At 73.3% G+C, this 21,648-nt stretch carries 23 protein-coding genes; 14 read left to right on the forward strand and 9 right to left on the reverse strand.

All coding sequences use genetic code 11. The features are described 5' to 3' along the window. Nucleotides 1–60: 60 nt before the first annotated feature. The 4 genes from ribH to lptE are packed head-to-tail and all read left to right on the forward strand — an operon-like array spanning nt 61 to nt 4,027. Nucleotides 61–531, forward strand: coding sequence for a 6,7-dimethyl-8-ribityllumazine synthase (ribH, locus tag HCU62_RS01045; RefSeq protein WP_163299174.1), 471 nt, complete (start codon nt 61–63; stop codon nt 529–531). A 6-nt stretch (nt 532–537) separates the two neighbouring features. Further along, the gene (gene nusB / locus HCU62_RS01050; RefSeq protein WP_163299173.1) at nt 538–990 is read left to right on the forward strand and encodes a transcription antitermination factor NusB; all 453 of its coding nucleotides are present in this window, start codon (nt 538–540) and stop codon (nt 988–990) included. After that, nucleotides 983–3,481: a leucine--tRNA ligase gene (leuS, locus tag HCU62_RS01055; protein ID WP_163299172.1), complete on the forward strand. Its 2,499-nt coding sequence runs from the start codon at nt 983–985 to the stop codon at nt 3,479–3,481. Before nusB ends, leuS begins: the two co-directional genes overlap by 8 nt. Before the next feature lie 15 nt (nt 3,482–3,496). Continuing rightward, nucleotides 3,497–4,027: an LPS assembly lipoprotein LptE gene (gene lptE / locus HCU62_RS01060; protein WP_163299171.1), complete on the forward strand. Its 531-nt coding sequence runs from the start codon at nt 3,497–3,499 to the stop codon at nt 4,025–4,027. A gap of 35 nt (nt 4,028–4,062) precedes the next feature. Here lptE and rpsT read toward each other — a convergent pair whose 3' ends face one another. Further along, on the reverse strand, nt 4,063–4,335 hold the full coding sequence (gene rpsT, locus HCU62_RS01065; protein WP_163299170.1) for a 30S ribosomal protein S20: 273 nt from the start codon (nt 4,333–4,335) through the stop codon (nt 4,063–4,065). Between the two features lie 107 nt (nt 4,336–4,442). Here rpsT and HCU62_RS01070 point away from each other — a divergent pair, with 107 nt between their 5' ends. The 4 genes from HCU62_RS01070 to mnmL are packed head-to-tail and all read left to right on the forward strand — an operon-like array spanning nt 4,443 to nt 8,951. Further along, the gene (locus HCU62_RS01070; RefSeq protein ID WP_309474826.1) at nt 4,443–5,564 is read left to right on the forward strand and encodes a mechanosensitive ion channel family protein; all 1,122 of its coding nucleotides are present in this window, start codon (nt 4,443–4,445) and stop codon (nt 5,562–5,564) included. A gap of 5 nt (nt 5,565–5,569) precedes the next feature. After that, nucleotides 5,570–6,619, forward strand: coding sequence for a serine hydrolase domain-containing protein (locus tag HCU62_RS01075; protein ID WP_281382943.1), 1,050 nt, complete (start codon nt 5,570–5,572; stop codon nt 6,617–6,619). Next, nucleotides 6,616–8,076, forward strand: coding sequence for a tRNA nucleotidyltransferase/poly(A) polymerase-related protein (locus tag HCU62_RS01080; protein WP_169755353.1), 1,461 nt, complete (start codon nt 6,616–6,618; stop codon nt 8,074–8,076). Before HCU62_RS01075 ends, HCU62_RS01080 begins: the two co-directional genes overlap by 4 nt. Then, nucleotides 8,073–8,951, forward strand: coding sequence for a tRNA modification radical SAM protein MnmL/YtqA (gene mnmL, locus HCU62_RS01085; RefSeq protein ID WP_163298944.1), 879 nt, complete (start codon nt 8,073–8,075; stop codon nt 8,949–8,951). Before HCU62_RS01080 ends, mnmL begins: the two co-directional genes overlap by 4 nt. Before the next feature lie 16 nt (nt 8,952–8,967). Here the strand turns inward: mnmL and prfB are convergent. The 3 genes from prfB to HCU62_RS01100 all read right to left on the reverse strand — a co-directional run bounded on the left by prfB (nt 8,968) and on the right by HCU62_RS01100 (nt 12,319). After that, a protein-coding gene (gene prfB, locus HCU62_RS01090; protein WP_374001944.1) for a peptide chain release factor 2 occupies nt 8,968–10,102 on the reverse strand; the annotation gives its coding sequence in 2 pieces (ribosomal slippage) (nt 8,968–10,009 and nt 10,008–10,102; 1,137 coding nt in all). Then, nucleotides 10,099–11,727: an apolipoprotein N-acyltransferase gene (gene lnt, locus HCU62_RS01095; RefSeq protein WP_169755354.1), complete on the reverse strand. Its 1,629-nt coding sequence runs from the start codon at nt 11,725–11,727 to the stop codon at nt 10,099–10,101. Before lnt ends, prfB begins: the two co-directional genes overlap by 4 nt. Before the next feature lie 13 nt (nt 11,728–11,740). Next, nucleotides 11,741–12,319: a type I restriction enzyme HsdR N-terminal domain-containing protein gene (locus HCU62_RS01100; RefSeq protein ID WP_163298946.1), complete on the reverse strand. Its 579-nt coding sequence runs from the start codon at nt 12,317–12,319 to the stop codon at nt 11,741–11,743. A 652-nt stretch (nt 12,320–12,971) separates the two neighbouring features. On the opposite strand from HCU62_RS01100, the gene HCU62_RS01105 reads away from it, so the two are divergent. Beyond that, nucleotides 12,972–13,718: an RNA methyltransferase gene (locus tag HCU62_RS01105; protein WP_163298947.1), complete on the forward strand. Its 747-nt coding sequence runs from the start codon at nt 12,972–12,974 to the stop codon at nt 13,716–13,718. Next, a complete protein-coding gene (locus tag HCU62_RS01110; protein WP_163298948.1) occupies nt 13,708–15,150 on the forward strand; it encodes a hypothetical protein in 1,443 nt (480 codons plus the stop codon). Before HCU62_RS01105 ends, HCU62_RS01110 begins: the two co-directional genes overlap by 11 nt. A 21-nt stretch (nt 15,151–15,171) precedes the next feature. Here HCU62_RS01110 and HCU62_RS01115 read toward each other — a convergent pair whose 3' ends face one another. The 4 genes from HCU62_RS01115 to HCU62_RS01130 form a co-directional block, all read right to left on the reverse strand. Continuing rightward, a complete protein-coding gene (locus HCU62_RS01115) occupies nt 15,172–15,630 on the reverse strand; it encodes a hypothetical protein (protein ID WP_163298949.1) in 459 nt (152 codons plus the stop codon). A 5-nt stretch (nt 15,631–15,635) separates the two neighbouring features. Next, the gene (locus tag HCU62_RS01120; RefSeq protein WP_163298950.1) at nt 15,636–16,055 is read right to left on the reverse strand and encodes a secondary thiamine-phosphate synthase enzyme YjbQ; all 420 of its coding nucleotides are present in this window, start codon (nt 16,053–16,055) and stop codon (nt 15,636–15,638) included. A 62-nt stretch (nt 16,056–16,117) separates the two neighbouring features. Beyond that, nucleotides 16,118–16,630: a hypothetical protein gene (locus HCU62_RS01125; RefSeq protein ID WP_163298951.1), complete on the reverse strand. Its 513-nt coding sequence runs from the start codon at nt 16,628–16,630 to the stop codon at nt 16,118–16,120. Beyond that, nucleotides 16,557–17,474 carry an NOL1/NOP2/sun family putative RNA methylase gene (locus HCU62_RS01130; protein ID WP_169755355.1) on the reverse strand — a complete coding sequence of 306 codons (918 nt, stop codon included), beginning with the start codon at nt 17,472–17,474 and terminating at the stop codon, nt 16,557–16,559. The genes HCU62_RS01125 and HCU62_RS01130 overlap by 74 nt, the downstream gene beginning before the upstream one ends. A gap of 168 nt (nt 17,475–17,642) precedes the next feature. Here HCU62_RS01130 and HCU62_RS01135 point away from each other — a divergent pair, with 168 nt between their 5' ends. Next, on the forward strand, nt 17,643–18,434 hold the full coding sequence (locus HCU62_RS01135) for a 3',5'-cyclic-nucleotide phosphodiesterase (RefSeq protein ID WP_163298872.1): 792 nt from the start codon (nt 17,643–17,645) through the stop codon (nt 18,432–18,434). Here the strand turns inward: HCU62_RS01135 and HCU62_RS01140 are convergent. Beyond that, entirely contained in the window at nt 18,406–20,013 is a 1,608-nt protein-coding gene (locus HCU62_RS01140; protein WP_163298871.1) for an HD-GYP domain-containing protein, read from the reverse strand. The two genes, HCU62_RS01135 and HCU62_RS01140, sit on opposite strands and share 29 nt — an antisense overlap. 163 nt (nt 20,014–20,176) lie before the next feature. Here HCU62_RS01140 and HCU62_RS01145 point away from each other — a divergent pair, with 163 nt between their 5' ends. Genes HCU62_RS01145 through HCU62_RS01155 form a run of 3 tightly spaced genes read left to right on the forward strand, consistent with a single transcriptional unit; the run spans nt 20,177 to nt 21,629 of the window. Beyond that, nucleotides 20,177–20,563 (forward strand): cyclic nucleotide-binding domain-containing protein, encoded by a 387-nt coding sequence (locus HCU62_RS01145; RefSeq protein WP_163298870.1) that lies wholly within the window; start codon nt 20,177–20,179, stop codon nt 20,561–20,563. An 18-nt stretch (nt 20,564–20,581) separates the two neighbouring features. Then, complete coding sequence (locus HCU62_RS01150) at nt 20,582–20,950, forward strand: NifB/NifX family molybdenum-iron cluster-binding protein (protein ID WP_163298869.1); 369 nt, start codon at nt 20,582–20,584, stop codon at nt 20,948–20,950. Further along, nucleotides 20,931–21,629, forward strand: a complete 699-nt coding sequence (locus tag HCU62_RS01155) for a YkgJ family cysteine cluster protein (RefSeq protein WP_163298868.1) — start codon at nt 20,931–20,933, stop codon at nt 21,627–21,629. The genes HCU62_RS01150 and HCU62_RS01155 overlap by 20 nt, the downstream gene beginning before the upstream one ends. The last annotated feature ends 19 nt before the right edge of the window (nt 21,630–21,648 follow it).

Consider the following 21,648-nt stretch of genomic DNA (forward strand, 5'->3'; position numbering starts at 1 on the left):
GGCGCGGGGCGACGCCGGCATGACGGGGCCGCCCCGCCGGCACGGGAGAGGGGACAAGAGATGGCACGGACAATCGAGGGACACCTCCAGGCCCAGGGTCTTCGGATCGGGATCGTCGTGGCGCGGTTCAACGAATTCATCTCCACCCGGCTCCTCGGCGGGGCCATGGACGCCCTGGTCCGCCACGGGGCCGACGAAGGGGCGGTGGACGTGGCCTGGGTGCCGGGCGCCTTCGAGATCCCCCTGGTGGCCCGCCGACTGGCCCGGAGCGGGCGCTACGACGCCGTCATCTGTCTCGGCTGCGTCATCCGCGGGGCGACGCCCCACTTCGACTACGTGGCCGCCGAGGCCGCCAAGGGCGTGGCCCAGGCCGGGCTCGACGCCGACGTCCCGGTGATCTTCGGCGTGCTCACCACCGACACCATCGAGCAGGCCGTGGAGCGCGCGGGGACGAAGGCGGGCAACAAGGGCTGGGACGCGGCCCTGGCGGCGGTGGAGATGGCGAACCTGCTCAAGGCCGTCGATGCGTAGCCGTCCATGACCCTCCGTTCCCGCGGGCGGGCCATTGCGCTGCAGCTGCTCTACCAGCTGGAATGGGACGGGACGGAGGACCTGGAGGCGGCACTGCGGGAATACGCCTCCGGCCTCGCCGCCCAGGTCCTCCCCGACGACGATCCGTCGCTCAACTTCGCCAGGCAGCTGGTGACGGGGGTCCGCACCCACCGCGAGGCCATCGACGGGCTTCTCAAGCGGTGCGCCAAGCGCTGGCGGCTCGAGCGCATGGCCCGGGTGGACCGGAACATCCTGCGGATCGGCGCCTACGAGATCTGCTTCAGCGAGGACGTCCCCCCGAAGGTGGCCATCAACGAGGCGGTGGAGCTGGCCAAGCGGTTCGGCACCGAGGCCTCGGGCGCCTTCGTGAACGGGATCCTCGACGCCGTCCTCCGGGAGCGGGGGCGGCCGGGAAGGGACGAGCACGAACATGAGTGAGACCTACGACTTCGCCGCCATAGAGGCCAGGCACCAGGCGGCCTGGGAGGCCTCGGGCGCCTTCGTCACCGCGGACGACGATCCCAGGCCCCGCTACTACGTCCTCGAGATGTTCCCCTATCCCTCGGGGCGGATCCACATGGGCCACGTCCGCAACTACACCATCGGGGACGTGGTGGCCCGGTACAAGCGGATGCGGGGCTACAACGTCCTCCATCCCATGGGCTGGGACGCCTTCGGGCTGCCGGCGGAGAACGCCGCCCTCAAGCACGGGACCCACCCGGCGCGCTGGACCTACGAGAACATCGACTACATGCGCCGCCAGCTCAAGCGGCTCGGCCTTTCCTACGACTGGTCCCGGGAGCTGGCCACCTGCGACCCCGCCTACTACGGCAAGGAACAGCTCTTCTTCCTCCAGATGTACGAGCGGGGGCTGGTCTACCGGAAGAAGGCCAAGGTGAACTGGTGCGAGGGGTGCGGGACGGTCCTCGCCAACGAGCAGGTGGAGGACGGCCGCTGCTGGCGCTGCGACGGGGAAGTCCGCCTCCGCGACCTCGACGGCTGGTTCTTCCGGATCACCGACTACGCCGAGGAACTCCTCGAGGGCTGCGACCGGCTCGAGGGCTGGCCCGAGAAGGTGCTCACCATGCAGCGGAACTGGATCGGGCGGAGCACCGGGGCCGAGATCGACTTCCCCCTGGAGGGCGGCGGGGCCATCCGAGTCTTCACCACCCGGCCGGACACCCTCTTCGGCGTGACCTTCATGAGCCTCGCCCCCGACCACCCCCTGGCCGAGACCCTGGCGGCGGGGACGGACCGGGAGGCCGAGGTCCGCGCCTTCGCGGAACGCTGGGCGGGGGCCCCGGGGACCCCGGAGGAGCGGGAGAAGGAGGGCGTCTTCACCGGCCGCTACGCCCTCCACCCGCTCACCGGCGAGCGGATCCCCGTCTATCTCGCCAACTTCGTCCTCATGGGCTACGGGACCGGGGCGGTCATGGCGGTTCCGGCCCACGACCAGCGGGATTTCGAGTTCGCCCGCCGCTACGGGCTGCCCGTCCGGGTGGTCATCCAGCCGCCGGGCGCCCCCCTCGATCCGGGTACCATGGAGGCCGCCTGGGAGGGGCCCGGCGTCCTGGCCGGCTCCGGCCCCTTCGACGGGCTCGAGAGCGAGGCCGCCAAGGCCGCCATCGTCCGCCACCTCGAGGAGAAGGGCTGCGGGCGGGCCCGGACCACCTACCGCCTGCGGGACTGGGGGATCTCCCGGCAGCGCTACTGGGGGGCACCCATCCCCGTGGTCCACTGCGACCGGTGCGGGGTGGTGCCGCTGCGGCCCGAGGACCTCCCCGTGGTCCTGCCCCTGGAGGCCCGGCTGGGCCCCGGCGGTCGTTCCCCGCTGCCGGAACTCGAGGCGTTCCTGCGGACCGCCTGCCCCCGGTGCGGCGGCCCGGCCCGGCGGGAGACCGACACCATGGACACCTTCGTGGAGTCCTCCTGGTACTTCGCCCGCTACACCTGCCCCGACGAGGCCGACCGCCCCCTCGACCCGGAGCGCGCCGACGCCTGGCTGCCCGTGGACCAGTACATCGGGGGCATCGAGCACGCTATCCTGCACCTCCTCTACGCCCGGTTCTTCACCAAGGTCCTCCGCGACCTCGGCTGGCTCCACGTGGACGAGCCCTTCCGCAACCTCCTCACCCAGGGGATGGTTCTCAAGGACGGGGCCAAGATGTCTAAGTCAAAGGGCAACGTGGTGGACCCCGACGAGATGCTCCGGGCCTACGGGGCCGACACGGTTCGGCTCTTCATCCTCTTCGCCGCGCCGCCGGAGCGGGACCTCGAGTGGAGCGACCAGGGGGTGGAGGGGGCGCACCGGTTCCTCCAGCGGGTCTGGCGCCTGGTGACGGAGCGGGCGGAGGCCCTCCGCGGGGCGCCGGCGCCCGGCCCGGAGCTGGCCCGGGCGGTCGCCGGCGACGAGGCCCTCCGGGCGCTTCGCCGCAAGACCCACCAGACCATCCGGAAGGTCACGGAGGACATCGAGGCCCGATTCCACTTCAACACCGCCATCAGCGCCGTCATGGAGCTGGTCAACGAGACGGCCGCCCTCCTCGGCGCCGGCCGGCCGGCCCCCGGCGACGCCACCGGATGGGCCGTGGTCCGGGAGGCGGTGGAGGCGGTCCTCCTCCTGCTCTCGCCCATGGTGCCGCACATCACCGCGGAGCTCTGGGAGCGGCTGGGACACGAGGGCGGGCTGGAGCGGGCACCCTGGCCGGAGGCGGACGAGGCGGCGCTGGCGGCCGACGAGGTGGCCATCGTGGTCCAGGTCAACGGCAAGGTCCGGGGGCGGATCCGGGCGGCGGCCGGTGCGGACCGGGCAGAGGTGGAGGCCGCGGCGCTGGCCGAGCCCAACGTCCGGCGTCACGTGGAGGGGAAGTCCGTCCGCAAGGTGGTCTACGTGCCCGGGCGCCTCGTGAACATCGTGGCGGCGGGCTGAGCCCGGGGCGCCGCCGTGTCGTTCCGCGCCGCCGGTCGGGTCCTTCCGGGTCTCCTGGCCTGCTGCCTGCTCTTTCTCCCAGGGTGCGGCTACCGCTTCGGGGACCGGGCCGGCATGCTGCCCGACCGGATCCGCACCGTCTACGTGGCGCCCTGGGGCAACCGGACCAACGTGCTGGAACTCGGGGCCCGGATCACCGAGGCCCTCCGGCGGGAATTTCTCCTGGGCGGGGGGCTGGTCCTGGCCGACCGGGCGGAGGCGGACGTGATCCTCGAGGGGGAAGTGGTGGCCGTGGACACCACCGGGCTCTCCTACACCCGCTACGACGTGGCCGTCGAACGCAACGTCCGGGTGGAGGTCTCCGCCCGGCTGCGGGACCGGAGGACCGGGGAGGTGCTATGGGAGACGGTGAATCTCCGCCGGGACGAGCCCTTCCTGGTGGGGGCCAACGTCCAGGACACGGAGAGCCTCGAGGCCCTGGCCTTCGAAAAGATCGGCCACAACCTGGCCGAGCTGATCTACCACCGGGTGACGGGGATGTTCTAGCGGGCGGCGGGCCGCCCGCGGACAGGGGCCGCGGCTCAGCCGGCGGAGACCAGGGCGTGGACTTTGCGGCTCAGGCGGGCGACCTTCCGGGCGGCGGCGCGCCAGTGGATGGTCCCCTTGGCGGCGGTCTTGTCGAGGGTCTTCTGGGCCAGGCGAAGGAGCTGCCGGGCCTCCTCGGGCTTGCGCTCGGCGATGGCGGCCTGGACGGATTTCACGAGGTTCTTGACGCGGGTCTTCCGGGCCTTGTTCCGGAGGCGGCGGGCCTTGGACTGCCGGTCCCGCTTGAGCGCGGACTTGTGATTGGCCAATCTGGGTTCCTCCTGGTTCTTTCAGCGGATACGATTGCCGACGGCAGAGCCGTTTTATAATATCCGCCACCGGCGCTGTCAATTTTTTTCGGGAGGGGGCGGTCACAGTGGGCACGGCATGGATCTTGGAAGCCTGGGAGACGATCCGGGCGGCCCTGGCACGGCACCCGGCGGCCGGCGCCCTGGTGCTGCTCGCCGCCTACCTGGCCGCGGCGAAACTGGCGGACCTCTTCCTGGACCGGGTCTTGCGCCGCCTGGCCGGGCTCACCCCCTTCCGCTTCGACGACCGGCTCCTCGCCTTCGCCCACCGGCCCCTGGTCTGGACCGTCGCGCTCCTCGGCGGCCTCCACGTCGCCGCCCGTTACGCCCCCGGGCCGCCGTGGGGGGCGGTCCTCTTGCCGCTCTTGAAGAGCGCCATCCTGGTGGTCTGGTGGGCGGCCCTCGTCCGGGCGGTGACCTGGGCCTCGGACCGGCGGCTCCCGGCGGCGGCCGCCGGCGGGAAGGTGGGGGTGGACTTCCTCTACCTGGTGAAGAACGTGGTCCGGGTGGCCCTCGTCGTCTTGGGCCTCCTCTGGCTGCTCGCCATCTGGCGCGTGAATCTCACGCCGCTCTTCGCCTCGGCCGGGATCGTGGGCATCGCGGTGGCGCTCGCCGCCAAGGAGACCCTGGCCAACTTCTTCGGCGGGCTCAGTATCTTCACGGACCGGATCTTCCAGGTGGGCGACTACATCATCCTCGAGAGCGGGGAACGGGGCGAGGTCATGGACATCGGCGTCCGCTCCACCCGCATCAAGACCCGCGACGACGTCCAGGTCACCATTCCCAACGCCATCCTGGCCGGGTCGAAGATCATCAACGAGAGCGCCCCGGTGCCCCGGTTCCGCATCCGGGTGCCGGTGGGGGTGGCCTATGGGAGCGACATCGAGGAGGTGGAGCGGCTGCTGCTCCAGGTCGCCGCGGCCAACGAGGCGGTGGTGGCGGAGCCGGCGCCCCGGGTGCGGCTCCGCGCCTTCGGCGACTCGTCGCTCGACTTCGAGCTCCTCTGCTGGGTCCGGGAGCCGGCCCTGCGGGGCCTCGTGGTGCACCAGCTCTTGACCGCCGTCTACCGGACCTTCGCGGCGCACGGCGTGGTCATCCCCTTCCCCCAGCGGGACGTCCACCTCGTCCACGAGACATCACCACCGGGAGGTCCGTCACGGACGAGCGGGAAGACATCGAGCGGGAGCTGATCCGGCTGCGCGGCGAGGGGGTGGCCCCGGGCGGAGTCCTCACGGCGGCGGTCGGCGGGGAGACGGTCCTGGAGGCCCCCTTCGGGCGCTTCGCCTATGCCCCGTGGTCGCCCAGGGTGCGGGCCGAGACCTGGTGGGACCTCGCCTCCCTCACGAAGCCCCTGGCCACGGCGCTCGCCGTCCTGGTCCTGGTGGGCCGGGGCCGCCTCACCCTGGAGGCGGAGCTGGGGGCGGTCCTCGACGGGGTCTCCGCGGACAAGGCGGCCATCACCCTGCGCCAGCTCCTCGCCCACTGCGGGGGGCTGGCGGCGCATCGCCCCTACGCCGAGGCCGTGGCCCGTCTGGCCCCGGCCGAGCGGGCCGCGGAGGTGCGCCGGCTTCTCCTGGCCGAGCCCCTGGCCGCCGCCCCGGGGAGCGTGGAGATCTACAGCGACCTCGGGTTCATCCTCCTGGGCTGGGTGGTGGAGGCCGTCACCGGGCGCGCGTTCCCGGAGGCGGTGGCGGACCTGGTCTTGGCTCCCCTCGGGGCCAGCGGGCTGGGATTCGCCGCGGATGTACCCCCGGGCGGCGCGGCCCCCACCGGCTGGTGCCCGCTCCGGGGCCGCCTCCTCCAGGGCGAGGTCCACGACGCCAACGCCTGGGCCCTGGGCGGGGCCGCCGGGCACGCCGGGCTCTTCGGGACCGCGGCGGGGGTCCGGCGCCTGCTGCTTCGCCTGCTGGAGCTCGCCGCCGGCCGCCGGGTGCACCCGGATCTCCCCGCAGACCTCGTCCGGGAGGCCTTCCGGCGCCAGGACCTCGTGCCGGGCGGGACCCGCGCCCTGGGCTTCGACACGCCGTCCGCCGAGGGCTCCAGCGCGGGGACCCGCCTTTCCCGGGAAAGCGCCGGCCATCTCGGCTTCACGGGGACCTCCTTCTGGATGGACCTCGACCGGGAGGTGGTGGTGGTCCTCCTCACCAACCGCACCTTCCCCGACGCCTCGCCGGCCAGCCAGGAGGGGCTCCGCCGGTGGCGGCCCCGCCTCCACGACCTCGTCCTGGAGGTCTTCCAGCCGTGACGCCCGCCGCCCGGTCCGAACTCGAGGCGCTGGCCCGGTCCGGGGCGGCCTGGGCGGCGGGCGGCCCCGTGCGGGACTGGTTCCTCGGGCGCCCGGCGGCGGACCTGGACGTGGTGGTGCCGGAGGGCGGGGTGGCCGCCGCCCGGGGGCTGGCGGCGCGGGCGGGGGGACGCCTCGTGCTGCTGGACGAGGGGGAGGGGGTGGCCCGGGTGGTCTTCCCGGACCTGGTGGTGGACTTCAGCCAGTTTCGAGGCGGAGCCCGGGACCTGGCGGGGGATCTCGCGGCACGGGACTTCACCCTGAACGCCATGGCCGTTCCCCTCGGTGCGGCGCTGCCTCTCCTGGACGCGCCGCCGGAGGACCCCGGCGCGGTTCGGGGCCGGCTCCTCCCGGCCCTGGTGGATCCCCACGGCGGGCGCCGGGACCTCGAGGCGGGGGTGATCCGGGCCCTCGGGCGGCGCAACCTCGCCGACGACCCCCTCCGGCTCCTCCGGGCCTTCCGCTTCCGCGCCCAGCTGGATTTTGCCATCGAGCCCGGGACCCGGGGGTGGATCCCGGAGCTCGCCCCGGCCCTGGGGGGGGTGGCGGCGGAGCGGGTCTCCCACGAGCTCGGCCTCGTCCTCGCCACCGGCCGGGCGGGGCGGACCTTCGCAGAGATGGCGGAGGCCGGGATCCTCTTCGTCCTCTTCCCGGAGCTGGCCCCGGGGGTCGGCCTGGAGCAGCCGGGGTTCCACCACCTGGACGTCTTCCGCCACTGCCTGGCGGCCCTCGAGGCCCTCGAGGAGCTGGTCCGGGACCCCGGCACGGCCTTCACCGAGGCGGCACCCCTCCGGTCCTGGGTGGCCGGCGCCGGGGACCGGCTCCCCTGGCTGGCGTGGGCGGCGCTCTTCCACGACCTCGGCAAGCCCGCCTGCCGGGGCGAGAAGGCCGGCCGCCCCACCTTCTATTACCACGACCACGCCGGGGCGGAGATGGTGGCGGCCATCGGGCGCCGGCTCCGCTGGCCCCGGAGGGGCACGGCCTTCGCGGCCCGGATGGTGCGGCTCCACATGCGGCCCTTCTTCCTCCTCGCCCAGGTCCGGCGGGGGGGGCCGAGCCGCCGGGCCATGCGCCGCCTCCTCACGGAGGCGGGGGCCGACTACCCGGCCCTGTTCCTCCTCGCCATGGCCGACAGCCGGGCCGGCCGGGGGCCGCTCAAGCCGCCGGACCTCGACCGGAACCTGGACCTCCTCTGGAGCCGGGTCCACGCCTTCCACGAGGAACGGATGCGGCCCGTGGCGGCGCTGCCGCGGCTGCTGACCGGGCACGACCTCCAGGAGATCTTCGGCCTCGCCCCCGGGCCGCGGATCGGCCGGCTCCTGGAGGCCCTGGAGGAGGCCCGGGTGGAGGGCCGGGTGGCCGACCGGGAGGAGGCCGTCCGCTGGCTCCGGCGGCTCGTGGAGCAGGAGGAGGCGTGAGCCCGGGCTGCGTGAGTCTCAACACCTACCTGCGCCGGCGCTTCGGGGAGCGGGTGCAGAAGGTCCCCCTCGACGCCGGTCTCACCTGCCCCAACCGGGACGGGACCAAGGGGCGCGCGGGCTGTATCTACTGCGATGCCCGCGGATCCGGCACCGGCGCCGCCCGGGAGGGGCTGGGGGTCGCCGCCCAGATGCGGCGGGGGATGGAGCGGGCCCGGCGTCGCTACGGGGCCCGGCGTTTCATCGCCTACTTCCAGTCCTTCTCCAACACCTACGCACCGCCCGCGCGGCTCGAGGCCCTCTACCGCGAGGCCCTCGTCGGCCCGGAGGTGGTGGGGCTCTCCATCGGGACCCGGCCGGACTGCGTGGACGCGGAGCGGCTCTCCCTCGTCCGCCGCGTGGCGGCGGGGCGGATGGCCTGGATGGAATACGGGCTCCAGAGCGCCAGCGACGCCACCCTGGCCCGGATCGGCCGGGGCCACACCGTGGCGGACTTCGTGCGCGCCGTGGAGCTTTCCCGGCGCTTCGGCCTGCCGGTCTGCACCCATGTCATCTTCGGGTTGCCGGGGGAGGGGCCGGCGGAGATGGAGGCCACGGTGCGGCTCCTGGCGGAGCTTCGCGTCGAGGGGGTCAAGTTCCACCAGCTCTACGTCCTGGAGGGCACGGCCCTGGCCCGGGACCTCGCCGCCGGCGCGTATCGGCCCATCTCCCGGGAGGCCTACGTGGCCGCGGTGCGCCGGGCGCTGGAGCTGCTGCCTCCGGCGACGGTGGTCCAGCGCCTCTGGGCGGATCCGCCCCGGGCCGGGCTCCTGGCCCCGGCATGGTCGCTGGACCGGGCGGGGCTCCGGGCCGAGCTGGCCGCGGGCCTGGCGTGAGCGGGGAGGTCCGGCCTCAGTTGCCGGCCTGGAGCTGGAGGTAGCGTTCGATGAAGGGGTCGATTTCCCCGTCCAGGACGGCGCCGACGTTTCCGGTCTCGTAGTCGGTCCGGTGGTCCTTGATGAGCTGGTAGGGGTGGAGGACGTAGGAGCGGATCTGGCTCCCCCAGGCGATATCCTTCTTGCCGCCGTGGAGCTTCTGCTTCTCTTGCTCCCGCTTGGCCATCTCGGCCTCGTAGAGCCGGCTCTTCAGGATTTTCATGGCGATGGCCTTGTTCTTGTGCTGGGAGCGTTCGTTCTGGCACTGGACCACGATCCCGGTGGGCAGGTGCGTGATCCGGACCGCGGAGTCGGTCTTGTTCACATGCTGGCCGCCGGCCCCGCTGGAGCGGTAGGTGTCGATGCGGAGGTCCTTCTCGTCGATCTCCACGTGGATGGTGTCGTCGAGTTCCGGCACCACGAAGACCGAGGCGAAGGAGGTGTGCCGCCGGCCCGAGGCATCGAAGGGGGAGATCCGCACCAGGCGGTGGACCCCGGCCTCGGCCTTGAGGTAGCCGTAGGCGTAGGGGCCGTCGGCCAGGAAGGTGGCGCTCTTGGTGCCCGCCTCTTCCCCGGGCATGTGGTCGAGCATGCGGACCTTGTAGCCCCGGTTCTCGCACCAGCGCAGGTACATCCGGAGCAGCATCTCGGCCCAGTCCTGGGCCTCGGTGCCGCCTGCGCCCGCGTGGATGGTGACGATGGCGCTGCTGCGGTCGTGGGGCCCGGCCAGCAGCCGCGCCAGTTCCGTCCGGCCGACCTCCTTCTCGAGGGCGGCGGCCCGCTGGCGGACCTCGGCCACCACGTCGGCGTCGGCCTCTTCCTCGGCGAGTTCGAGGAGGACCTCGAGGTCCTCCAACTCGGCGTCGAGGCGGGCCACCTCGTCACGCCGGGCGAGGAGGTCGGCGCGTTCCTTCAGGAGATCGGCGGAGTCGGGCGACTCCCAGAAATCCGGGGCCAGCATCCGCTGGTCGATGGCGGAGAGGCGTGCGTCGATCTGCTCCCCATCAAAGGTAACCTCGCAGGAGTTCCAGCCGCCGGTGGATGTCCCGCAGCCGGTCCTTGAGTTCGAGGACGCCGAGTTCCGGGGTGACGATCTTGCCGTTGTCGCTCATGGTGCCTGTCCTCCGGGGCGGCGCGTCCCGGGGCGCCGCGTTGCAAGGAAATACTCCAGAAATATAGCCGCTGCCGGGAGAAATATCACCCCCGCGAGGACCGGGAAGTCCCCGGCCCGGAGGTAGGGGGTCCGGCCGTCTCGGAGCCGGACGTCCTCGGCGATCCATGTCCGGCGGAAGAGCCGGGTCGGGCGCCGGCACGCGCCCCACGGGGTGAAGAAGGCGCTGACCCCGGTGTTGGCGGCCCGGATGACCCACCGGCGGGTCTCCACGGCCCGGAGGGCCGCCATGGCGGCGTGCTGGAACGGGGCCCCGGTCCGGCCGAACCAGGCGTCGTTGGTGAGGACGGCGAGCACGTTGGCCCCGGCCGCCGCGCTCCGGCGGGCGAGCGCCGGGAAGATGCTCTCGAAGCAGATGAGGGGACCCACCCGGATGTCCCCGGCCGCAAGGGGCGCGGCGGCGGCGCCGGGCGTGAACTCGCCCACCGAGGGGATGAGGCCGCGGGCCCAGGCGGTGAGCGGCCCCCACGGGAGGTACTCCCCGAAGGGCACCAGGTGGCGCTTGTCGTAGCGGCCCCGGACTCTGCCGAGGCGGTCCAGGAGGTAGGCGCTGTTCAGGTAGGCCACGCCTCCGCCGGGGCCGGGGCGGTGGGCGGGGCTCCCGAAGAGGAGGGCGGCCCGGGCCAGGACCGGGATCTCCCGCACCGCCCGCGACAGCGGGCCCGGGTCCTGGAAGTAGAAGGGGGTCGCCGTCTCGGGCCAGACGACGAGGGCGGGCCGGTCCGGGTGCCAGCCGGCGGCCGCGGCGAGGCTGAGCCGGCGGTAGATCTCCACCGTGGCCGCCTGGAAGGCGGGGTCCCACTTCCGGTCCTGGGGGACGGCGCCCTGGACCACCGCCGCCCGGAGCACGGGGCGGCGGGCGTCGTCGGCCCGAACGGCCCGGATACGGGCGGCGCCCCAGCCCCAGCCGGCGAGCGCCAGGGCGGCGAAGGCGGCCAGGGCGGCGGCCCGGGCCCGGCGCCTCCCCGGCACCCGCCGGCACCCCAGCCACAGGAGCCCCGCACCCAGGGCCGTCCAGAAGGAAAGACCGTAGGGGCCCCAGATCTCCGCCGTCTGGATGAGCTCGGGCCGGGGGGCCAGGGCGTAGGCGAGCGCCCCCCAGGGAAAGCCGCTCAGGAGGTGGCCCCGGAGCCATTCGAGGAGGGTCCATGCCGCGGCCGCCACGAGGGGCACGAGGCGGCCGTGGGAGCGCCCCCGCCGCCACAGGGCCAGCCCGGCCGTCCAAGCCCCCGGGTAGAGGGCGAGGTAGGCGGCGAGCAGCAGCGGGACCGGGAGGGCCCCCCAGGAGGGAAGGCCCCCGTAGCGGGCCACGGTGGGGGCGATCCACCAGAGGAGCGAGGTGAAGTGGACCAGGCCGAAGACGTAGCCCAGCCGGAAGGCGGCGGCCGGGGGGCGGCCGTCCGCGGCGGCCAGGAGCATCGCCGGGCCGGCCAGGACCAGGGGCCAGGCGGCCACGGGCGGGAAGGCGGCCGTGAGGGCGAGGCCGCCGGCGGCGGCCAGGGCCGGCCGGGCGGCGGCATCCAAAGGGCCGCCGCGCCGGGGGAGGTGGCGATGGGGCGCGGCCATCCGGTCCCGTGACTCAGCGGTAGACCAGGGTCCCGTCCACCACCTCGGGCGGCCGCATCCGCCAGTGGGTCTCGTAGGAGAAGAGGATCTGGCGCTCCAGGGCCACCCGCTCGGGGGGCAGGGCGGGGGGCGGCCACTGCCGGGTCATCTCGACCAGCCGGGCCCGGGTGGGGATGGCGTCCCATCCGTAGGCCACGGCCTTCTTGCGCCGGACGTCCAGGAGCGCCGCCTCGTCGAGGTTGGCCTGGACGGCCCAGGGGACGACGTAGTCCGGTTCCAGGAGGCGCGCCGCGGCGATGGTGCCGGCCTCGCGGGTGACCACCGACCCGGGGTTCCCCCGGAGGATCATGAGGGTCCGGCCCGCCACCCGGACCGCGATGTCCACGAGGACGAGGATCCGCCGGCCCTCCCGCTCGAGGGTGATGCCGCGGTCCAGCTCCAGCTCGTCGAGGCGGTGGCCCTTCTCGTCCACCAGGTGGCGGGCGAGGGCCTGGCGGATCCGTTCCCGGTCGGTATCCGGGACGAGGCGCCCCGTCACGAGACAGGGCACCCGGGGGAAGAGGTCGGCTGGTTCCTGTGCGCGGTTCGCCATGGAGGGATGGGCTCCGTCGGTCGGGGGATCGCCCCGCGCCGAGACACCGGCCGGGGCCGCCTTGGAATCTATCCCACCCGGGGCGGGATGTCCAATGGTGGAGCGGGAGAGGCCGGGGAACCGCCCCCGGTCCCCGGTCCCTCCATGTGCCCCGGTCGCTCGAAAAGCATGGCCCGGGGTCGATCCTGGGCGGCGGATGCCATGGGAAGGCTGTCTTCTGCTTGAGATCTTTGCGCAAAAAGACAAAAAGAAACGATCGCTCCCCCAGTAATAAATTTGCAAGGATGGCATTTTGTATGTTGGTGTTGCGCTTCTTTGAAGATACTGAATAGAAAATGGTCAGAAAGGTCGATATACAATATTTGGAGTGGGTTAGGTCTCGCATATTTTAAAAATAGATGATCATGAATTTAGTTTCACAAGACATTGAATTTCTTGGAGCATGCATCGTCAATGATGACTTCTCTGCAAAAGGCAAAAGTCGCAAACGATCCGATGGTGCCACCAAAGAGCGGCAATTCGCCGACGGGGGCCTCCCTCGCCGGGATAAGCCGACGGGGAGGCGGGCCGGGCTTGGCTTCGGGCCGCCGATGGGCTATGAAGAGGCGGTGACCCGCCCCGGGTCCCGGGGCGCCAGGAGGCCGGCCGCCGCATGCGACTCGACAACGTCACCGTGGTGCTCCACGAGCCCCGCTACCCCGAGAACATCGGGGCCGCCGCCCGGGCCTGCCGCAACATGGGCGCCCGGGGCCTGGTGGCCGTCCGCCCGCGGAACCCGGACCGGGAGAAGATGCTGAAGATGGCCACCCACGAGGCGGCCGACCTCGTGGAGGCCATGCCCATCCTGGATTCCCTGGACGAGGCCCTGGCCCCGTTCCAGCACGTGGTGGGGACCACGGCGCGGACCGGGCGCCACCGGCGGCCCACGGACACGCCCCGGGGCCTGGCCCGGGGCCTGGCCCCGGTGCTTGCCCGCAACCGGGTGGCCCTCCTCTTCGGCTCCGAGAAGTGGGGGCTCTCCAACGCGGCGCTGGCCCGGTGCCAGTCCCTGGTCACCATCCCCACGGCGGGTTTTTCGTCCGTCAACCTGGCCCAGAGCGTGATGATCCTCCTCTACGAGCTTCGGCTGGCCGACGGGGACGCCGCCCCCCCGCTCCCGCGACTGGCCGACCAGCGGGAGCTCGAAGGCCTCTTCGCCCACCTGGCCGAGCTCTTCGAGGCCGTTGGCTTCATCCATCCCGAAAGCCCCGAGCATTGGATGGCCAACGTGCGCCGCTTCGTGGGGCGGCTGCAGCTCCAGGCCCGGGAGGTCCGGCTGGCCCGGGGCTTCTGCCGGCAGGTCCTCTGGGCCCTCGGGCGGTCCGGCGAGGGGCGGCGGGAGGCGGCCGGTGGGCGCTGAGCGCATCCGGCGCCGGGTGGCGGTCCTCGCCGGCCTGGCCGCGGCCTGTGCGCTGCTGGCCGGCTGCGACGTCCCGGTGCTGGACTCTCCACTCGCCGCCCGCGGCTGCCGCCGGTGCCACCCCGTCCGGATCGACCCGGCCCACGACCTGGCCTGCACCCGCTGCCACGGGGGGGACCCCTCCGGGCGCACCCGGGCGGCCGCCCACCGGGGCCTGGTGGCCGAGCCGGCCCACCCCGACCGCATGGCCGCCACCTGCGGGGGCTGCCACCCGGCCGAGACGGCCGCCGCCGCCCGGGACCGCCACTTCACCCTGGCCGGCGAGATCGGCGCCGTCTGGGGGGCCTTCTTCCCCGGGGACCGGCCGCCGGCCCTCTCGGCCCTCCCGGTGGAAGAGCCGCCGGAGACCGCCCGGGGGCTCGTGGCGGACCTCCTCCGCCGCCGGTGCCTCCGCTGCCACGTCTACGACCGGGGTGACGACTACGCGGGCGTCCGGCACGGAACGGGGTGCGCCGCCTGCCACCTGGCCCGGGGCGGGGGCGGGCTCGCCTCGCACCGGTTCACCCGCCGGGTGCCGGACGAACGGTGCCTTGCCTGCCACTACGCCAACTTCGTCGGCTGGGACTACTACGGCCGGTTCGAGAAGGACTACGAGGAGGACTACCGGGCCCCGCTTTCCCGGGGCGAGCCCCTGCCCCGCCCCTACGGGGTGGAATGGCACGAGATGACGCCGGACGTCCACCGCCGGGCGGGCCTGGCCTGCACGGACTGCCACCCCGCCGGGCCGTGCTCGGACCGGCGCCGGGCCCGGGGGTGCCTCGACTGCCACCTCGGCGGGGGGCAGCGGGGCGGGGCCCCGGGCCTGGATGCCGCCCGGGTCGGCCACCGGCCGGCCGACCGGGCCCGCGTCGACTGCGCGGTCTGCCACGCGGTCTGGAGCGTCCGGGACCGGGGGCGGGCCCTCACCCGGCAGGACGCGCCGGACTACGACTTCTGGTGGTACCTCCGCGTCCAGGGGTCCAGCGAGGTGGAACGGATCGTCACCGGCAACGTGGAGTTCCGCCCCCCGTACCGGCCGCCGTCGCTCATGCGCGACAAGGTCTCGGGGCGGTCCCGGCCCGGGGTCTGGTTCGAGGGCTTCTTCGACCGTCGCTGGACTCCGGTCCCCGTGGGGCCGGACGGGAGGGGCCGGCTCCGGGTGCTCCGGCCCGTCTTGGACCTCTCGGTGAGCTACCTCGACGCCGACGGCCTCGTGCCCTTCGACAACCTCCGGCCGGCGGGGCTGGAGACCCCGGCCCCCGTCGAGTGCCGCGAGGTCTCACCGGCCTGCCGCCCCTACACCCCCCACACCATCGGCCGGGCGGACGCCCTCCGGACCCTTCGGGTGGAACGCTGGCTGCGGCGGGAAGGGGCGGGCGCCCGGGGCCGCTGAACCCCGCCGGGCGTCCGGGTGTCAGCGGTCGGCCCGGCGGCGCCTCCAGAGGTCCGGGACGATCACCGGCTCGAAGGCCGTCACCCGCCAGCGGCCGTCGAGCCGCCGCAGGGTCACGGGGATCCGGTAGTCGCGTCCCCGGTAGGAAACCCCGAAGGTCAGGCGCGTCGCGTTGCCGGCGGCGGGGGCGCGTGCCAGGAGGCGCAGATCCCGGTACCGGATGGGGGCCGGGTCGGGGAGGACCCGGTCGGCGGGCAGTCCCGGGGCCATGGCGTCGATGGCCCCGGCCAGTTCCGCCGCCGCCAGGCGCTTCATGTAGCCCTTCTGGAGGAAGATTTCCCCGTAGGCGAAGCTCTGGCCGATGTGCTCGGCCGTCGGCCCGTGCCCCCCGCGGACGAAGACCACGTAGACCACCGCGAGCAACGCCAACCCCGCCAGGCAGACCTTGGTCCGCCGGCAGAGCACCAGCCGGATCCGCATGCCCGTTACTCCCCGATGATCTTGACGAGAACGCGCTTTCGGCGGCCGCCGTCGAACTCCCCGTAGAAGATCTGCTCCCAGGGACCGAAGTCCAGCCGTCCCTCGGTCACGGCCACCACCACCTCGCGCCCCATGACCTGGCGCTTGAGGTGGGCGTCGCCGTTGTCTTCGCCGGTTCGGTTGTGGCGGTAGCGATCCACGGGGGCGTGGGGCGCCAGGTGCTCGAGCCAGGCCTCGTAGTCGTGGTGGAGGCCGGGCTCGTCGTCGTTGATGAAGACGGAGGCGGTGATGTGCATGGCGTTGACCAGGCAGAGGCCCTCCCGGATGCCGCTGGCGGCAAGGGCCGCCTCCACCTGGGGGGTGATGTTGATGAAGGCCCGGCGGCCGGGCACGTGGAACCAGAGTTCTTCGCGGTGGCTCTTCATGATAGCGGGGTCACCTCCAGTATGGGCCTGCCGGGGCAGTGAACCGGGCCCCGCGGCCCCTGTCAAGCCGGGTCGTCCGGGGCGAGGGCCATGTTCTTCGGCAGGCGGGAGAGGAGGCGCCCGGGTTCGAGGTAGAGCCCGCAGCCCCAGGTCTGCCCGGCGGCCGCCAGGAAGACGTAGCCGGGCTCCCAGGGGCCGCGCCACGGGATCTCTCCCTCCCGGCGGAGCCGCTCCAGCTCCGCCGGGGCCAGTTCCGCCACCCGGCGGCGGGCGTGGCGGCCGAGGAGCTGGGCGGCGGGCGTGGTGGGCTTGAGGTACCCGGCCACCTGGCGGACCAGGGGCAGCCCCACGTTCTGGATGCGGAGGGCCGCCAGTTCCTCCATGCGCGGGCACCGGCGCACCAGGTAGGTGGTCCGGCTCGAGGCGGCGAGGTCGAAGGGGTCGAAGACCCCCGCAGGGATGCCGAAGAAGGCCTCCAGCCAGCCGAGCAGCCGTGCCCGCTCAGCCGGGTCGAGCCACCTTGGCCACGAAGAATCCCACGGAATCGACCTGGTGGGGGTAGAACCGCCGGGCATACCGGCACCTGGGGTCATAGCTCGCTCCCTTGAATCGTTCCAGGCCCGGCCCCGAGGGCAGGGGCGGCTGCCACGGGACGGGCTCGGCCTTGCGTCGCTTGTAGAGGTACTGGAGGACGGCCTCGTTCTCGTCGGGGTTCAAGGTGCAGGTGGCGTAGACCAGGACACCGCCGGGCCGGACCAGGTCGAAGGCCTTCACGATGAGCCCCTTCTGGATGGCGGGGAGGTCGGTACGGCCCCGGCGGGCGGCGAGCAGCGCCCCCTCGCGTCCGACCCGGTACTTCCCCTCCCCGGAGCAGGGGGCGTCGAGGAGCACCCGGTCGAACCGGGCCCCGGGCGGGAAGGCGTCCCCCCGGTAGCAGGTCACCGCCGCGCACGTCACCCCCATCCGTTTGAGATTCGCCGTGAGGGCCGAAAGGCGCCCCATCTTGCGGTCGTTGGCCACGATGGCGCCCGTGTCCGCCATGAGCTGGGCCGCGTGGGTGGTCTTTCCCCCCGGCGCCGCGCAGAGGTCGAGCACCAGCTCCCCCGGCCTCGGGTCCAGGGCCAGGACGGGCATGGCCGAGGTGAGGGCCTGGACGTAGACGAGGCCCAGCTGGTGGGCGTCCGTGGCACCCAGGGGGCCCGGGTAGGCCGCCCGGTGGAAGCCCGGGACCCCCGGCACGGGGGCGAGCTTCACCCCGGCCGCCTCGAGGAGCCCGAGGGTGGCCCCGGGGTCTCCCTTGAGGGGGTTCAGCCGGAGGTAGGGGGGCAGCGGCCGTTCCAGGTGGGCCGCGTAGGCCTCCGGGTCGGGGATGAAGTCCAGGTAGTCCCGGAGGGGGCTGGGGAGGGCGTCGGGGTGCACGGCAGGCGACTTTAGCCCGGGCCGGCGGGCCTGGCAAGGCGGCGGTTTGACGGGGTGGCGGGAATTTGTTACCCCCGATTAGGAAGGAGGGGCGAGGCGGGGATTTGAGCGGGGCGCCCGATGTGCCGAAGGGGAGGAAAAGGCGCCGGGCACCCGGCGGGACGCTCGATGGACAAGCCATTTTCCCTGGAGATCCTGGGCTGCGACGGGGGGATCGACGCGGCCCACTTCACCACCTGTTTCCGCCTCGCGGACGACCTCCTCATCGACGCGGGGACGGGGCTCGGCCGGCTCCCGGCCGACGACATCCTCCGCGTCGACCACGTGGTGGTGACCCACAGCCACCAGGACCACATCGCCCTCCTGCCCCTCCTGGTGGACCGCGTGCTGCGGTCCCGCCGGCGCCCGGTGACGGTCTACGGGATGGGGGAGAGCCTGGCCGCCCTCCGGAAGCACGTCTTCAACTGGTCCATATTCCCGGATTTCTCGCGCCTTTCCCTGGCGGAGGGGGGCGCCCCCGTCCTGCGCTTCGAGGAGCTGGCGCCCGGGCGGCCCCGCGACGTGGCGGGCTGGCGGATCACGGGCACCCCCACCGACCACACGGTGGCGGGCTTCGCCTACCGGTTCGAGCGCGGCGGGTTCCGGTTCGGATTCACGGGCGACACCCGGTCCCTGGCGCCGGCGGCGGCGCTGGCGCCCGTCGACCTCCTCATCGCGGAGGTCTCGTTCCCCAACGCCCTCGAGGACCTGGCCGATCTTACGGGCCACCTCTGCCCGGCGGCCCTGGAGCGGGAGCTCGAGCGGCACTTCGACCCCGCCCCCGTCCTCTGGCTCACCCACCTCAAGCAGGAATACCGCGCCCGGATCGAGGCCGAGCTCGCCCCGGTGCTCGCCCGCACCGGCGGCGCCGTCCTCCGGTCCGGGGAGGTCTTCACCCTGGAGCGGCCGGGCCGGGGCTAGACGGGCCGCCGTCGCCCGCGGCGAGGTGCCGCTCCGCGTAGCGGCGGTGGACGCCCGAGCGGACGAAGACCTCGAAGATCTCCGGGTCGATGTGTCCCTCGTCCTTCATGGCGGCCAGGATCCCAAGGGCCTCCTCGAGGCTCTTCCCCTTCTTGTAGGGCCGGTCCCGGGCGGTGAGGGCCTCGAAGATGTCGGCCACCGCCATGATCCGCGCCTGGACGGACATCTCCTCGCCCTTGAGGCCCCGGGGGTAGCCCTTGCCGTCCACCCGCTCGTGGTGGCCCCCGGCGATCTCGGGGATCCGCCGGAGGTGGCGCGGGTAGGGCAGGGTCTCGAGGATCTTGAGCGTGGCGGTGACGTGGTTGTTGATGAGCCGGCGTTCCCGCTCGTTCAGGGTGCCCCGGCGGATGGAGAGGTTTTCGACCTCGTCGTCGGCAAGGAGGGGCTGCGGCACTCCGCCGGGGCCCGTCCAGCACCGCCGGGCCACCCGGCGCAGGCGGTCCCGGTCGGCGTCGGGCAGGAACTCCCGCCCGTCGTTGCAGGCGTGGAGGAAGCGGCGGTCGTCTTCGAGCTCCCGGAGTTCCGCCGCCAGGCGGCGCTCGTCCCCGTCGTCTCCCGGGGCCCGGCCCTTCTCGAGGGCCGCGATCCGGCGGCGGAGGAAGCGGATCTCCGCCTCGCGCTTCAGGATCTCGATCCGGGCGTCCACCAGGTGGATGCGGTCGAAGACGCCCTGGAGCTTCGTGGCCTTGTCGATGACGTGTTCCGGGACGGTGACCTTGCCGCAGTCGTGGAGCCAGGCCGCCATCTCCAGCTCGACGCGTTCCTCCTCGGTGAGGCGGAAGTCCCGGAGGCTTCCCGAGTCCGCCTCGCACGCGGCGTCGGCCAGCATGAGGGCCAGCTCCGCCACGCGGCGGCAGTGGCCGGCGGTGTAGGGGGACTTCTCGTCGATGGCCACGGCCATGGCCCGGACGAAGGACTCGAAGAGCTCCTTGAGCCCCGTGATGAGCCGCTGCTTGGTCACGGCGGCCGCGGCCTGGGAGGCCAGGGACTCGGTGAGGTGCTGGTCCTCGCGGGAGAAGGGGACCACGGCGCCGCCGGCGGCGCGGGCGTTGATGAGCTGGAGGGCACCGATGATCTCGCCCTCGTGGTCCTTGAGCGGGACGGTCAGGAAGGATCGCGATCGGTAGCCCGTCCGCCGGTCGAACTCCCGGGTGCCCGAGAAGTCGAAGCCCTTTTCCGCGTAGGCGTCCGGGATGTTCACCGTGGCGTCCCGGAGCACGGCGTAGGCCGCCACCATCCGGGTGTTGGGGGCGCCCTCCGGGGTGTGGAGCGGGATGGGGGGCAGCGCCACCGGGGTGCCGGAGGTGCCCCCCTGGGCGATCCCCAGGGAGTCGTTGTGGAGGATCTCGAAGTGGAGCCGGTCGTCGGGCCCCACGCTGTAGAGGGTCCCCCCGTCGGCCCCCGTCAGCTCCTTGGCCCCCACGAGGATCCGTTCCAGGAGCCGCGGGGTGTCCTTCTCGGCGGAGAGGGCGACGCCGATCTCGTTGAGACGGCGGATCTTGGCGAGCAACGGGTCCATGGACGGCCTCCGGGCGGGGCCATTATACTCCAATCCCGCCGGCCGCGGACCGGGGATGCCTTGTCAACGGGCTCCGGGCGGGGTACACAAGGAGACGAACCGCCGCCGTGCGCCGGCGGCCTCCGCCCCGGCCGGGGCGGGGCGACGGACCAAGGAGCGGACCATGGCAGCACAGGCCGACGCCAAGCGGTACCGGACGGTCTCCCCCGGGGAGATCATCTTCCGGGAGGGGGAGCCCGGCCGGGAGATGTTCTACGTCATGGAGGGCGAGGTGGTGATCTTCCGCGAGATGGAAGGTCGGGAGGTGATCATCACCACCCTCACCTCGGGCGACATCTTCGGGGAGATGGCCCTGGTGAGCGCCGAGAACCGGACGGCCTCGGCCAAGGCCCAGAAGCTCACCCGGCTTCTCGTCCTCGACAAGGCGGCCTTCCTTCGGAAGATCCAGGAGTCGCCCGAGTTCTCCCTGCGGCTCATCCGGACCTTCTCCGAGCGGCTCGAGAAGGTCACCGACGAGCTGGCGGTCCTCAAGTTCGTGATTTCCGGGTGATCGGTGATGGAGGCGACCATGCAGAAGATCGCGGTTCCCGTTCGTGACGGTCTCGTGGACGACCACTTCGGTCACTGCGAGGCCTTTGCGATCTACGCGGTGGATGAAGGCGGCGCGCCCCGCCTGGAGGAGACCCTTCCCGCGCCCTCGGGGTGCGGCTGCAAGTCGGGCCTCGCCCAGGTCCTGGCGGCCAAGGGAGTGGCCGTGCTCCTGGCCGGGCACATGGGCGAGGGGGCGGCGGCCAAGCTCCGGGCGGCCGGCGTGGAGGTCTGCCGCGGTTGCACCGGCGCAGCCGATGCCGCGGTGGCCGCGTGGGTCGCGGGGCGCCTCGTGGACAGCGGCGCCGCCTGCGCCGCCCACGGCGGCTGTGACCACAGGCGCCGATAACGCCGCGGCCCTCCGCGCCGTCTACGCGTTCCACCAAGAGTTCCTCGAGGGCTGGGGGTTTGCCTGCGAGGCGGGTTGCGCCGCCTGCTGCACGGTGAACGTGACCCTCACCTCCCTGGAGGCGCGTCACCTGCTTGCCGAGGCCGGGGCGGCCGCCGCGGACCTGGCCGCGCGCGTGGCCGCGGCCCCGGGCGCGGGGTACCGGCCAGCCGCCACCCTGAACGAGGTGGCGGCCTTCTGCCTCCGGGGCGAGGCGCCCCCCGCCGACGAGGCGGAGCATGCCGCCGGCGCCTGCCCCCTCCTCGACCCCGGCGGCCGCTGCGCCTGCTACCCGGGGCGTCCCTTCGCCTGCCGGGCCATGGTTTCCCGCGCCCGGTGCCGCCCCGGCGGCGCCGCCGAGATGGACCCCTTCCTGGTCACGGTGAACCTCGTCCTCTGCCAGGTCATCGAACACCTCGACCGCGGTGGGGTCTCCGGGAACCTCGGCGACGTCGTCCCCTACTGCCACGGGGCGGCGACCGAGCCGCCCCCCGGCCTCCTCCGCAACCGGCCCCTGCCGGGCCTCCTCGTGCCCCCGGAGGAGCGCGGGCGTTTCACCGCCTTCTGGCGGCGGCTCCGGCGCCGGCCCGTGGGCCGTGGGGCCTTGGGCGACTTCCTGCCGGAGACCGCGGCAGCCTAGGCCGTGCGCGAGACGGCGC

The sequence above is a fragment of the Dissulfurirhabdus thermomarina genome, assembly GCF_012979235.1.
Taxonomy (GTDB): domain Bacteria; phylum Desulfobacterota; class Dissulfuribacteria; order Dissulfuribacterales; family Dissulfurirhabdaceae; genus Dissulfurirhabdus; species Dissulfurirhabdus thermomarina.